The organism is Roseomonas acroporae (assembly GCF_023223525.1).
GTDB lineage: Bacteria > Pseudomonadota > Alphaproteobacteria > Acetobacterales > Acetobacteraceae > Roseomonas_E > Roseomonas_E acroporae.
Map to the genome: position 1 here is coordinate 1 of NZ_JALPRX010000137.1, position 13,308 is coordinate 13,308.

A 13,308-nucleotide genomic window follows, 5' to 3' on the forward strand; every position below is an offset into this window, starting at 1 on the left:
ACCCGTTTCGGAACCCCGATTCCGATCAAACGCAGCACGCTCTAGGGCCGTTCCGGCGCCGCGTCCGCCCCGCCGCCCGGACCACGCATCCCGCGAAGGGGCCATCGGGCCAGGGGAGGACGACCACCGCTCCTACCCCCGGATCCGCCTCACCACCGCGTGGTAGGTCTCCGCATCCACCGCCACGTCCAGCAGAACCGGCCCGGACGCATCCAGCGCCCGGCGCAGCGCCGGTCCCAGTTCCGCCTCGCTCTCCACCCGCAGCCCCAGGCAGCCGAAGCCGCGCGCCACGGTGGCGAGGTCGCTGCGCCCGTAGGCCATGCCCCGCTCCGGCAATTGCCGCCGCCGCTGCTTCACCTTGATCAGCGACATGGTGGCGTCGTTGAACACCACGACGATGATCCGGCAGCCGAGCTGCGCCGCCGTCGCCAGCTCCGCCGCGGCCATCATCAGCCCGCCATCGCCGGTGAAGGCCAGCACCGGCCGCTCCGGCTCGGCGAGCGCGGCGGCGATCGCCGCCGGCAGCGCGTAGCCCATGGTGGCGAGGCCGCGCGAGATCAGCACGCCGCGCGGCGCCAGCGCGGGCCAGAGCGCCATGACCGGCAGCATGTGCGCGCCCGCATCCACGGCGATGCGCGTGCCCGACGGCACCGCCGCCGCGATGGCCGCCACGATGGCGCCGGGCGAGAAGGGGCCGTCCTCCGGTGCCAGGGCCAGGGCGCGCATCGCCTCGCGCGCCCCGGCGATCTCCCGCGCCGTCCAGCCGCCGGGGGCCACCGCATCCCCCAGCGCCGCGGCCGCGGCCGCGAGATCCCCCGCCACCGTGGCCGCCGCCGCGACATAGGGCCGCGCGACGGCATGGGTGGTCAGCTCGACCACCGGCACCGCGTAGCGCCAGGGCTGCGGCGGGAACTCGATCGGGTCGGCGCCGAACAGCAGGACCGCATCGGCCGCGCGCAGCAGCGGGTCCTCCGCCGCGCCGCCGATGAAGGGGCCGACCGCGAGCGGGTCCGTCTCCGCCAGCACGCCCTTCGCCTTGTAGGTGAACAGCACCGGGCAGCCCCAGCGTGCCGCCAGCCCGCGCAGCGCCTCGGCCGCGCCGGAATCCAGCGCCTGCAGCCCGGCGACGATCGCCGGCCGCCGCGCCCGGCCCAGCACCGCCCGCGCCGCCGCCAGCGCCGCCTCGGCGGGCGCCGGCACGGCCGGCCGCGCCACCGGCGGCGCATCCGACCCCCCGGCCACTGCCGGCGCCGCCTCGCGGATGCGCTGGCCGATCAGCTCCAGATAGACCGGCCCGGCCGGCGCCGCCTGCGCCGCGCCCAGCAGCGCGTCCAGCTCCGCCACCGGATCGGCGCCGTCCAGCCGGCTCTCCCCCTTGGTCAGCGGCCGCAGCAGCGCCGCCTGGTCGAGGCGCTGGTGGCTGACATGCCCGTGCCCCGGCTCCTGCCCGTCCGAGAGCACCAGCAGCGGCGAGCGGTCCAGCGCCGCGCAGGCGATGCCGTTCACCGCGTTGGCGAGGCCGGGCCCGCGCGTCGTCATCAGCACGCCCGGCGTGCCGGTCAGCTCGGCCGTCACGCCGGCCATGATCGCCGCCGCCGTCTCGCCGCGCGTCAGCACGAATTCCAGCCCGTGGCGGGGGGCCGCGTCGATCAGGTCCAGGCTGCAATCGCCGCCCGGCACGCCGAAGAAGCGGCGCACCCCGTGCTGCGCGAGGCGGCGCACCAGCGCCTCGGCGATCCTCGTCCCGCTCATTCCGCGCGTATCCCCGCCGCCGCCGTCACCTCGGCCCAGCGGGCGATCTCGGCGCGGATGAAGGCGCCGAATTCCGCCGGCGTGCCGGTCACCACCTCGGCGCCCTGCGCCGTCAGCCGCGCCGCCGTGTCGGGCTGGCGCACGATCTCGTTGAACGCCTGGTTCAGCCGCGACACGACCGCGGGCGGCGTGCCGCGCGGCGCGACGATGCCGAGCCAGCCGGAGACGTCGTAGCCGGGGAAGCCGGCTTCCGCGACGGTCGGGATCTGCGGCGCGACCGCCAGCCGGTGCGCGCCGCTCACCGCCAGCGCCCGCACCCGCCCCGCCTCGACCTGCGGCAGAGTCACCAGCGGGTCGCTGAAGGCCGCGACGAGGTTGCCGGCGATCAGGTCGTTCAGCGACGCCGCCGCGCCGCGATAGGGCACATGCACCACCTGGATGTCGGCCATCCGCGACAGCACCACCATGGCGAGGTGCAGCGAGCCGCCATTGCCCGGCGTGCCGTAGGTGACGCGGCCCGGCCGCGCCCGGGCGTAGTTGACGAATTCCGCCAGGCTGTGCACCGGCACCGAGGGATGCACCACGAGGATGTTCGAGAAGGAGACGAGCCGCGCCACCGGGTCGAAATCCACGGCCGGATCGTAGCCGATGTCGCGGTAGATGGCGCGGTTGACCGCCATCACGCCGATCGTGCCCATCATCAGCGTGTAGCCGTCCGGCGGCGAGTGGGCCGCGAGCTGGGCCGCGACGTTGCCGTTGGCGCCGGGCCGGGGATCGACCACCACCGGCTGCCCCCAGGCCTCCGACAGCTTCTGCCCCACCAGCCGCGCCACGATGTCCGAGGCGCCGCCCGCCGCCGTGGCGACGATCAGCCGGATCGGGCGGTCCGGATAGGCGGCCTCGGCGCCCGGCACCGGCCCCGGCGTCGCGGTGGCCTGGGCCAGCGCCGGCCCCCCGGCCAGCAGGCCGAGGCCGACCGCCATCCAGCCGCCCATCCAGGCCGGCGCCCGCCGGCGCGGCGGTCCCTGTCGCTCCATGGCACTCCTCCCCTTCGCGGCCTTGTGCCGGCCGTCATGTCCCGACCGCCCCGGCCGACGGGCCGCCACCCGGTCCGATGGACGCGGCCGCCTCCAGGCCCGCGCCGTCGCGGCGCCGGCTGCCGGCCGCCGGCCGGCCCTGCCACGGGCCGGCCGGCGATCCCGTCAGGCCGCCTGCTCCAGCGTCGAGGCGCTGTCCATCAGGGTCACGCGGCGCATGTCGCGCGGATAGGCCTTGTCGTCGTAGGCGCGGCCGCGATGCATGGTGCAGCGGTTGTCCCACACCACGAGGTCGTTCACCGACCAGCGGTGGCTGTAGACGAAGGCCCGCTGCGTCGCGTGCTCCACGAGGTCGCGCAGCAGCATCAGCGCCTCCGGCACCGGCCAGCCCCGGATGCGCCCGGCATGCGAGGACAGGTAGAGGGACAGCCGGCCGGAGCCGGCATGCCGCCGCACCAGGCGCTGCGGCACCGGCGCGCAGCGCTCCCGCTCCGCCGGCGTGAACTCGTCGAAGCCCAGCATGGCGCGCGAGAAGATCAGCGAGTGCTCGCAGACCAGGTCGCGGATCCGCGCCTGCTCCTTCGCCGGCAGCGCGTCCCAGGCGGCGCGCATGTCGGCGAACTCGGTCTCGCCGCCCTCGGGCGGGATCACCCGCGCATGCAGCATGGAGTACTTGGCCGGCGTCGCCTTGAAGCTGCTGTCGCTGTGCCAGAGCCGGTTGCCGAGGTTGAACATGCGCCGCCGGTCGTCCGCCGCCAGGATGCGGCCATCGGCGCCGAGGTTGGAGATGTCGTTGATCCGCGCCGTCGCCAGCCGCCGGCGCTCCTGGTCCACCAGCGTCGGGGTGTCCTCGACCGGCCCGAAATTGCTGCCGAAGGCGAGCTGCTGCTCGTCGTCGAGCTGCTGCCCCGGGAAGACCAGCACCGCGTAGCGGTCCATCGCCGCCTCGATCGCCGCCGCCTCGGCGGCGGTCAGCGGCCGGCGCAGGTCGAAACCGTCCATCCGGGCCGCGAAGACGGGCGTCAGCGGCGTGAGCGGATGGTCGGCGCGCTCTCCGGCCGCCTGTCCCCCGGCGGCCCCGACGATCGACTCCACCCCGGCTGCCCGGGGGCCTGCGGTGCTGCTCATTCGTTTTCCTCCCAGCATGGCGGCACCGTCGCCCCACGGGGTGGGATGCCGCATCGGCCCGGGCCGGCCCCGGCATCGCCACGCGGCCGTGGAACGCCGCCCGGAAACGGAAGCCGCCCTGGCCAGGTGAGGCTAATCCGCCTTGATATCGGTATCAAGACTTTCGGCGCTTCCTTGTCCCGTCATGCGCGCCCTGCCATCAGCCCCAGCAGCCGGCCCAGCGCGCCGGCCTCCTCCAGCCCCCACACCGCCGCGATCTGCGCCGACGCCGCGTCCGTGGTGCCGCCGAGCGCCGCGTTGTCGCGGAACTTCGCCTCCAGCTCGGCATCGCTCAGCGGCTGCTCCAGGCTGCCGCGCGCCGCCTCCACCCGCACCGTTTCCGACCGCCCGTTTGCCAGCGCCACCGTGACGGCGACGGCGCCGCGCGGCATGGCGTCGTCCAGCACCGCCCGCACCCGGCCGCGCAGCGCCGCCACCGCCGGGTCCCACACCGCACCGTCCTCGAATTCCGGCACGCCGGCCCGGCCGCGCAGCAGCGCCACCGCCGCGCCGTGATGGATGCTCACCCGCGAATCGCGCGCCGTGCGCACCACGCGGTCGCCGCGATCCAGCAGCAGCTGGTCGCCGCGCACCGTGACGGACTCGATCCCGCCGACCGCCGCACCGAGCCGCTCGCGTAGGGCCAGGCAGGCGTCGATCAGCGCGTGGAAGACGATGCCGCTCGGATAGGGCTTGTAGGTGTTGCGCGCGAATTCCCACCGCTCGCCCAGCCCGTCGAGCATGTCGGGCAGGCGCGGCACGTCGCCCATCGCGCGCGCCCAGCCGAGCTTGCCCTCGATCGCGGTCGGCGCCGCGGTGTAGCCCGCCTCGGCGAACAGGGCGGCGAGCAGCCCGTTCCGCGCCGCGTTGCCCATGCCGACGTTCTTGGCGCCGTACGACAGGTTCTCGACCAGACCCGCCGACTGGCTGGCCGCGATGCCGAGCGCCGTCGCGCAGCCGGCGGCATCCAGCCCCAGCAGCCGCGCACAGGCCGCCGCCGCGCCGAACACGCCGCAGGTCGAGGTGATGTGCCAGCCGCGCGCGTAGTGGCCGGGCGAGACCGCGAGGCCGATGCGGCACTCCACCTCCGCCCCCAGCAGGAAGGCGTGCAGCAGCGCGGCACCCGGCAGCCCGCGCGTCTCCGCCAGCGCCAGCGCCGCCCCCGCCACGGCGGCGGTGGGATGGATCACCGTCGCCAGATGCGTGTCGTCGTAGTCCAGCAGGTTGCCGGCGACGGTGTTGACGAAGGCGGCCCCCATCGCGTCCAGCCGCGCCGCCTGGCCGACCAGCGTGGCCGTGGCGGCGCCGGAGAAGGGGCGCAGCACGCCGATCGCCGTCGTGACGGCCGGGTCGCGCGACACGCCGAGCGCGCAGCCGAGGAAGTTCAGCAGCGCCCGCTTCGCCTCGTGCCGCAGCGGCGGGGCGATGGCGCCCGGGTCGGTATCGGCGACGAAGGCACCGAGCACCTCCCCGGCGCCGCGTTCGGGTTGTTGCATCATGGACGATCCTTCTGCCTGCCGTGGCGGCGGACGACGCGGCGCCTGCCGCCCGTGATCCGAAGGCGGGGCCGTCGGGGCGTGCCGGGGGCGGGCGGAGGCGGCCCGCCGCTACCGCCGCCCCGGGCGCCGCGGCCCGGCCGGTCCGCGCTACTGCGCCCGCACGATCAGCCCTTCCTGGGCCGCCTTCGCCCAGCGCCGGTCCTCCTCGCGCAGGAAGTCGCGCAGCGGCGCCGGCCCCAGCGTGCCGAGATCGGCGCCGATGCCCAGCAGCCGCTCGCGCACCGCCGGCAGCAGCAGGGCCTGTTCGATCGCCGCATGCATGCGTGCCGCGATCCCGGCCGGCAGCGCGGCCGGCGCCACCATCACGTACCAGCCGGCGAAGTCGTAGCCGGGCACGCCGGCCTCGGCGAGCGTCGGCACCTCGGGCAGCTGCGGCGAGCGCGTCGTGGTGGTGACGCCGAGCGCGCGGATGCGGCCGCCCTGCAGGTGCGGCAGGGCCGCCACCGTGCTGTTCCAGCCGGTCGGCAGGTGCCCCGCGATCAGGTCGTTGAGGATCGGCGCGGCGCCGCGATACGGGATCTCCAGCATCTCGATGCCGGCGAGCCGGGTGAACAGGTTGCCGGCATAGGAGATGGCGGCGTCGGAGGTGCCGAAGCCGATGCTGCGCGGCGCCGCCTTCGCCGCCGCGATCAGCCCCTTCACGTCGGCGAAGGGCGCCGCGGCCGAGGCCGTCAGCAGCAGCGGATAGCGCGACAGCAGCGCGACCGGCGCGAAGTCCCGCAGCGCCTGGTACGGGAGCGAGGGCATCACGTAGGTGTTCATCACGTGGCTGCCGGTATCGACCAGGAACAGGCTGCCGTCGGCCTCGCCGCGCGCCACCGCCTCCGAGCCGATCGCCCCGTTCGCGCCCGGCCGGTTCTCCACCACCACGGACTGGCCGAGCACCTGCCGCAGCCCCTCCGCCAGCGCCCGGGCGAAGACGTCGGTACCGCCGCCCGGCGCGTAGGGCACCAGCAGGCGGACGGTGCGCTGCGGCCATGCCGCGTCGCCCGGCGCCGGGCTGGCCCGGGCCACCCGCCCGTCTCCCGGCAGCAGGGCCGCCCCCGCCCCCGCCGCCGTCAGCAGCCCGCGCCGCGTGATCCTCGCCATCCCTGACCTCCCGCCTGTTGTCCGTCACCCCGCACGAATGGCTTGAGCCCGGACTCTGTTACCGATATCACAGAGCGCCGGTATCACATGGCGGCCGACGGGGAGCAAGACCGATGCAGCGGACGGAATGCGGGGATGGCGCATGGCAGGCACTGGCCGACCGGCGGGGCGCCCGGCCGGTGCGACGCGGCGCGGCGGCGGGCTGAGCGGTATCCCATGCCAATCCCGTCCCCTGGCGGCGCCGACCTGCGCGGCCGCTGCGCCCTCGTCACCGGCTCCACCGGCGGGCTCGGCCTCGCCATCGCCACGGCGCTCGCCGAGGCCGGCAGCCATGTCGTGCTGCACGGCCTCGCCGACCCGGCGGAGATGGAGGAGACCTGCCTTGCCCTGTCGCGCCGCTGCGACGTCCAGGCGCTCTACCACCGCGCCGACCTGGCCCGCGCCGAGCCGGTCGAGGGGCTGATGGAAGCCGCCGCCGCGCCCACCGGGCAGGTGGACATCCTGGTCAACAACGCCGCCATCCGCCATTTCGGCCCGATCGACCAGCTCTCCCCGGCCGGGTGGGAGGCGGACATCGCCGTCAACCTGAACGCCGCCTTCCACACCATCCGCCTCGCCCTGCCGGGCATGCGCGCCGCCGGCTGGGGGCGGATCGTCAACATGGCCTCGATCTACGGGCTGGTCGGCGCCACCGGCCGCGCCGGCTACGTCACCACCAAGACGGCGCTGATCGGCCTCAGCCGCGCCGTGGCGCTGGAGACGGCGCGCCAGGGCATCACCTGCAACGCGCTCTGCCCCGGCACCGTGCTGACGCCCAACATCGAGGACCGCATCGGCACGATGATGCGCGAGCGCGACCTCGACGCCGATGCCGCCGCCGCCGAATTCCTGCACGGCAAGCAGCCGACCGGCCGCTTCGTCGAGGCCACGGCCGTCGCCGCCATGGTGGTGTTCCTGTGCGGCCCGGCCGGCCGCGACGTCACCGGCACCGCCCTGCCGATGGATGGCGGCTGGTCGGCCGGCTGAATTCCGCCCGCGCGGCAACGCTCCCGACGCAACGAGGAAAATCGTCATGCGCAGAAGACAGGCGCTGGCCGGCCTCGCCGGCCTGGCCACCCCTTGGCGCCCCGCCATCCGCCCCGCCGCGGCGCAGCCGGCCTGGCCCGCCCGCCCGATCCGCCTGGTCGTCACCTGGCCGCCCGGCGGCTCCGCCGACATCCTGGCGCGCCGGCTCCAGCCGCGGCTCGCCGCGGCGCTCGGCCAGCCGGTGGTGATCGACAACCGGGGCGGCGCCTCGGGCGCGATCGGCGCGGGCGAGGTGCTGCACGCGGCGCCGGACGGCCACACCATCGGCTTCGTGACCAGCACGCTGGTCTCCATGCCGCTGCTGCAGCGGCTGCCCTACGATCCGGTGCGCGACGTGGCACCGGTCCAGCTCACGGCGCGGGTGGCCAACATCCTCGTCGTGCATCCCTCCCTGCCCGTGCACTCGGTGCCGGACCTGATCGCGCTGGCGAAGCGGCAGCCCGGCCGGCTCGCCTTCGGCTCCCCCGGCATCGGCTCGGCGGTGCACATCTCGGGCGAGATGTTCAAGCTCGCCACCGGCACGGAGATGACGCACATCCCCTATCGCGGCGGCGGCCCGGCGCTGGCCGACCTGGTGGGCGGGCAGATCCAGCTCATGTTCGGCAACGCCAGCTCGACCCTGCCCTACGTGCGCGACGGCTCGGTGCGGGCCATCGCCGTCACCTCGGCGCACCGCGCGCCCTACCTGCCCGAGATCCCCACCATCGCGGAATCCGGCCTGCCCGGCTTCGCCATCGACGAGTGGTACGCCTGCATCGGCCCGGCCGGCATGGCGCCGGCGGCGGTGGAGCGGCTGAACGCCGAGCTGAACCGGATCGTCGGGGAACCGGCCGAGCGGGCGCGGCTGCTCGACATGGGTGCGGAGGCGGCCGGCGGCCCGCCCGGCGAATTCGGCGACTTCCTGCGCCAGGAGGTCGACAAGATCGGCCGGCTGGTACGGGCGGCCCGCATCTCGGTGGAATGACGCGCAAGGCGGCCTCCCTGATCCTTCTTCACGAAAGGGGGTCTCGAAGGGGGCTTCGCCCCTTCGCGGGGTCCGGGGCGGAGCCCCGGACGGGTCGGCGGACGCCGCCGTGGGTACGACGCCGCCACGCAGGGCGGGGCATGCCGGCCGGCGCGGCCGGCGGGAGGAGAATGCATGGACACGAACCCGGGCGAGGATCGCCCCGTCGGCGGCGGCCTGGCCGGCAGGACCGCGCTGGTCAGCGGCGCCAGCCGCGGCATCGGCCTCGCCATCGCGCGACGCCTTGCCGCCGAGGGAATGCGCGTGCTGCTGGTCGCCCGCTCGGCCGAGGCGATCGGAGCGGCGGCGGCGGCCATGCCCGGCTGCGCCGCCCACGCCGCCGACCTGCGCGAGCCGAAGGCCGCCGCCGACGCCGTGGCCGCGGCGGTGGCGCGCTTCGGCCGGCTCGACCTGCTGGTGCACAGCGCCGGCGCCACGCAGCGCGGCGACTTCCTCGCCCTCGACGACGCGGCCTGGGAGGACGGCTACGCGCTGAAGCTGTTCGGCGGCGTGCGGCTCTGCCGCGCCGCCTGGCCGCACCTCGCCGCCGCCGGCGGCGGCATCGTGCTGATCGCCGGCGTCGGCGGCCGTGTCGCCAGCGCCGACTTCACCATCGGCGGATCGGTCAACGCCGCCCTGATGAACCTGACCAAGGCGCTGGCCGATCGCGGTGTCACCGACGGGGTGCGGGTCAACTGCGTCAACCCCGGCAGCATCCGCACCGGCCGGCTGACGGGGCGAATCGCCGCGGTGCGTGCGGCGCGCGGGCTGGACGAGGCCGCCGCCGCCCGCGCCCTGGCCGCCGAGACCGGCGTCGCCCGCTTCGGCGAGCCGGAGGAGATCGCCGCCGCCGTCGCCTTCCTCGCCGGCCCGCAGGCGAGCTACGTGCAGGGCGCGATCCTCGACGTGGATGGCGGCTGGGTGCGGGCGGTCTGACCGGCTGCCCGGCCCGGGCCTCCACCCGGCCGGGCCCTGCCGTGCCGGCCCCCGGCTACGCCGCGCCGGCGTGGCGTAGCCTCCCGGCGCCCGGATCGGGGGCGTGTGCGCCCCACCCGAAATGCTCTAGACCCTGGCGACAGCGCCGGCCGGCGGCGATGCCCCGGGCGCGGCACCGGGGCGGCACCGGGGCGGCACGGGGACGGCGACCGGGGACGGGGCTGGGGAAAGGATCATGCCGGACGACGCGGCGGGGGAATCGGCGGCACCGGGCAGGACGATCCGCATGCGCGACGTGGCGCGCGCGGCCGGCGTCTCCACCATGACCGTCTCGCGCGCGCTGAGCAGCCCGGAGAAGGTCTCCGAGGAGGTGCGCCGGCGCGTCGAGGCCGCCGTCAGCGCGATCGGCTACGTGCCCAACCGGCTGGCCGGCAACCTCTCCTCCTCGCGCTCCGACGTGGTCGGCCTGATCGTGCCGAGCCTGGAGAATTCGCTGTTCAGCAGCACCATCCAGGGCATCGCCACGGTGCTGCGGCGGAACGGCTACCAGCTCATGGTCGCCGATTGCGGCTACAGCCAGGCGGACGAGGAGGCGCTGATCGCGGCCTTCCTGGAGCAGCGCGTCGCCGGCCTCGTGCTGCACAACACCAGCCACAGCCCCCGCGCGCGGGAGATGATCCGGCGCGCCGGCGTGCCGGTGGTGGAGAACGGCACGCTGGTCGACGATCCGCTCGACATGGTGGTCAGCTACTCCAACGAGGGCGCCGCGCGCGCCATGACGCTGCACCTCGCGCGGCTCGGCTACCGGCGCCTCGGCTTCGTCTGCCTGCCCACCGCGACCAACGACCGCAGCGTGGCGCGCCAGCGCGGCTACCGCGCCGCGCTGCGCGAGGCCGGTCTGCCGCTCGACCCGGCGCTGATGCTGGAAATGCCGCCCGGCCTCGGCGCCGGCGCCGAGGCCGTGGTGCGGCTCGCCGAGGAGCCGGGCCGGGCCGACGCGATCTTCTTCGCCGGCGACGTCATGGCGATCGGCGCGCTGTTCGAGTGCCAGCGGCGCGGCTGGGCCGTGCCCGGCCGGGTCGGCATCGCCGCCTTCGACGATTTCGAGCTGCTGGGCCACACCGTGCCCACCGTCACCACGCTGCGCCTGCCGCGCCTGGAGATCGGCCGGCGCAGCGCGCAGGTGCTGCTCGACCGCATCCAGGGCCGCAGCACGGGAAAGCTGGTGGTCGACCTGAAATTCGAGATCATCCACCGCGAAAGCACCTGACGGGCGGTGGCGTGCCGGCAGGAAGGCCCGGCCGGATGGCAGGCATGGCACGGGCCGACTCTTCCGGCCGAACGCGTCGCGGAAGGAATTGCCGATCGGCGTCTGATATCGATATCATTTTAGCCTTGCTTCCTGCCGCGCAACGCTCCTAGAACGCGGCGACGATGCCACGCCGATCGCGTGATATCGGTACAGAAGCCGGCCGGCGGCGCGGATCGCCTGCGGTGTGGATGGCAGCGGCTGCCAGGGGCGGCCACGGGGAGGAACACGACGGATGCCGGATCAGGTCATCGGCTTCATCGGGCTGGGGCAGATGGGCGGCCGCATGGCGGCGCGCCTGATCGAGGCGGGCTACCGCCTCGTGGTCTGCGACCGTTCGGAGGCGGCCGTCGCCGCCCTCGTCGCGTGTGGCGCCAGCCGCGCCGCCACCCCGATGGAGGTCGCCGACCGCGCCGACCTCGTCCTCGCCAGCCTGCCGACGCCGGATGTGGTGCACCGGGTCGGGCTCGGCGAGGACGGCGTGCTGCGCGGCCAGCGTGCCCGCACCTTCGTCGATCTCTCCACCACCGGCCCGCGCGTCGCGGTGCAGCTCGCCGACGCCTTCGCCGAGCAGGGGCGCGTCGCCATCGACTGCCCGGTCAGCGGCGGCCCGGCGGGGGCGGAGAAGGGCACGCTCGCCATCATGCTCTCCGGCCCGCGCGAGTCCTGCGAGGCGCTGGAGCCGCTGCTGCGGCACCTCGGCAAGCCCTTCTACTGCGGCGGCAAGCCGGGCTCGGCGCAGGTGATGAAGCTCTGCAACAACCTGCTCTCGGTCGCCGCCCTGGCGGTCTCGGCCGAGGCGCTGGTGATGGGCGTCAAGGCCGGGCTCGACCCGCGGCTGATGTGCGAGGTCATCAGCGCCGGCAGCGGGCGCAACAGCGCGGTGCAGGACAAGATCCCCCGCGCCGTGCTGCCGCGCACCTTCGATTTCGGCTTCCCCGCCGGCCTGTCGCTCAAGGATGTCCGGCTCTGCCTCGATGAGGCCGAGGCGCTCGGCGTGCCGATGGTTGTCGGCAGCGCGGTGCGCCAGATGATGGGCGTCACGCGCGCCGCCTTCGGCGCCGAGGCCGACATGACCACGATCGTGAAGGTCGTGGAGCAGTGGGCGGGCGTCGAGGTGAAGGGCTGACGCGGCACCGCGTCCCGTCCCGCCCGCTCCGCCCCGCCCGCTCTGCCTCGCCAGGCCGCGCCGCCGCACGCGCCACCAGCCCATGCCGCCGCCCCGGCCCCTGGGCGGGGCGGCCCGCCCCGCAGCCCCGTCCCGATGGTGCCCGCCATGTCCCGTTCCGCCTCCCGCCGCGCCCTGCTCGGCTCGGCCCTCGCCCTGCCGGCGCTGCTCGCCGCCGCCCCGGCCCGGGCCGCCTTCCCCGACCGCCCCATCCGCATCGTCGTGCCCTGGCCGCCCGGCGCCTTCGCCGACGTGGTGATGCGCGCCCTGGCCCAGCCCATGCAGGGCCCGCTCGGCCAGCCGGTGGTGATCGAGAACCGCGCCGGCGCCACCGGCGCGGTCGGCACCGAGGTGGTGGCGCGCGCCGCGCCGGACGGCACCACGCTGATCCTGGCGAACGCCGAGACGCACGCGATCAACTCGCTGATCTACCGGCGCCTGCCCTACAATCCGGTGACCGACTTCACGCCGGTCAGCCTGATCGCGCGGGCGCCGTTCGGGCTGGTGGTGCGCCGCGGCCTCGGCATCGACACGCTCGCCGCCTTCCTGGCGAAGGTCCGCGCCGAGCCGGGCCGGCTCAGCTTCGCCTCCTGGGGCACGGGAAGCACCTCGCACCTCACCATGGAACTGCTGCTGCGCGCCGCCGGGCTCGACATGCTGCACGTCCCCTTCACCGGTCAGGCACCCGGCGTCACCGCCGTGATCGCGGGGCAGGTGGATGCGATGTTCCTGACCGCCGGCGGCGCCGAGGCCGCCGCGCGCGACGGCAGCGTGCGGCTCCTCGCCGTCTCCTCGGCGCAGCGCGTGCCGCTGCTGCCGGACACCCCGACTCTGCGCGAGCAGGGCGTCGCGGTGGAGGGCGGCAACTGGTTCGGCCTGCTCGGCCCGGCCCGGATGCCCGACGCCATCGCCAACCGGCTCGCCGAGGTGACCGCCCAGGCCGCCCGCGATCCCGCCGCCGCCGAGGTACTGCGCACCCAGGCCGCGATCCCGGAGGCCAGCACCCCGGCGGCGCTGCGCGACTTCATCGACCGGGACCGCGAGCGTTGGGCGGGGCTGGTGCGGGACCTGCGTATCCAGGTGGACTAGAGCGGATCGCCGACGGGCGGACACGCCCGGCGGCATGAATCCGCGCCGAGAACAATGAGCTACAGCGAACCGCAGTCCTAACCGGACTGCGGTTCGCTGTAGAACTTAATGCA

Annotated in this window: 11 protein-coding genes; 6 read left to right on the forward strand and 5 right to left on the reverse strand. The window is 75.4% G+C overall.

Annotated elements, in window-relative coordinates; translation table 11 throughout:
* Positions 1 to 132: 132 nt before the first annotated feature.
* The 5 genes from M0638_RS25135 to M0638_RS25155 all read right to left on the reverse strand — a co-directional run bounded on the left by M0638_RS25135 (position 133) and on the right by M0638_RS25155 (position 6,604).
* Positions 133 to 1,752 carry a thiamine pyrophosphate-binding protein gene (locus M0638_RS25135; RefSeq protein WP_248669709.1) on the reverse strand — a complete coding sequence of 540 codons (1,620 nt, stop codon included), beginning with the start codon at positions 1,750 to 1,752 and terminating at the stop codon, positions 133 to 135.
* Positions 1,749 to 2,789 carry a Bug family tripartite tricarboxylate transporter substrate binding protein gene (locus M0638_RS25140; protein ID WP_248669710.1) on the reverse strand — a complete coding sequence of 347 codons (1,041 nt, stop codon included), beginning with the start codon at positions 2,787 to 2,789 and terminating at the stop codon, positions 1,749 to 1,751. The genes M0638_RS25135 and M0638_RS25140 overlap by 4 nt, the downstream gene beginning before the upstream one ends.
* 165 nt (positions 2,790 to 2,954) lie before the next feature.
* On the reverse strand, positions 2,955 to 3,917 hold the full coding sequence (locus M0638_RS25145; protein ID WP_248669711.1) for a TauD/TfdA dioxygenase family protein: 963 nt from the start codon (positions 3,915 to 3,917) through the stop codon (positions 2,955 to 2,957).
* Positions 3,918 to 4,099: 182 nt separating this feature from the next.
* A complete protein-coding gene (locus M0638_RS25150) occupies positions 4,100 to 5,452 on the reverse strand; it encodes an MmgE/PrpD family protein (protein ID WP_248669712.1) in 1,353 nt (450 codons plus the stop codon).
* Between the two features lie 150 nt (positions 5,453 to 5,602).
* Positions 5,603 to 6,604, reverse strand: coding sequence for a tripartite tricarboxylate transporter substrate-binding protein (locus M0638_RS25155; RefSeq protein WP_248669713.1), 1,002 nt, complete (start codon positions 6,602 to 6,604; stop codon positions 5,603 to 5,605).
* 216 nt (positions 6,605 to 6,820) lie between these two features.
* Between M0638_RS25155 and M0638_RS25160 the strand changes: the two genes are divergently transcribed.
* The 6 genes from M0638_RS25160 (at position 6,821) to M0638_RS25185 (ending at position 13,195) form a co-directional block, all read left to right on the forward strand.
* The gene (locus M0638_RS25160; RefSeq protein WP_248669714.1) at positions 6,821 to 7,630 is read left to right on the forward strand and encodes an SDR family oxidoreductase; all 810 of its coding nucleotides are present in this window, start codon (positions 6,821 to 6,823) and stop codon (positions 7,628 to 7,630) included.
* 46 nt (positions 7,631 to 7,676) lie between these two features.
* Positions 7,677 to 8,654: a tripartite tricarboxylate transporter substrate binding protein gene (locus M0638_RS25165; protein ID WP_248669715.1), complete on the forward strand. Its 978-nt coding sequence runs from the start codon at positions 7,677 to 7,679 to the stop codon at positions 8,652 to 8,654.
* A 174-nt stretch (positions 8,655 to 8,828) separates the two neighbouring features.
* A complete protein-coding gene (locus tag M0638_RS25170) occupies positions 8,829 to 9,629 on the forward strand; it encodes an SDR family oxidoreductase (protein ID WP_248669716.1) in 801 nt (266 codons plus the stop codon).
* A 235-nt stretch (positions 9,630 to 9,864) separates the two neighbouring features.
* Complete coding sequence (locus M0638_RS25175; RefSeq protein WP_248669717.1) at positions 9,865 to 10,899, forward strand: LacI family DNA-binding transcriptional regulator; 1,035 nt, start codon at positions 9,865 to 9,867, stop codon at positions 10,897 to 10,899.
* Between the two features lie 274 nt (positions 10,900 to 11,173).
* A complete protein-coding gene (locus tag M0638_RS25180) occupies positions 11,174 to 12,067 on the forward strand; it encodes an NAD(P)-dependent oxidoreductase (protein WP_248669718.1) in 894 nt (297 codons plus the stop codon).
* Between the two features lie 147 nt (positions 12,068 to 12,214).
* The gene (locus tag M0638_RS25185; RefSeq protein ID WP_248669719.1) at positions 12,215 to 13,195 is read left to right on the forward strand and encodes a Bug family tripartite tricarboxylate transporter substrate binding protein; all 981 of its coding nucleotides are present in this window, start codon (positions 12,215 to 12,217) and stop codon (positions 13,193 to 13,195) included.
* The last annotated feature ends 113 nt before the right edge of the window (positions 13,196 to 13,308 follow it).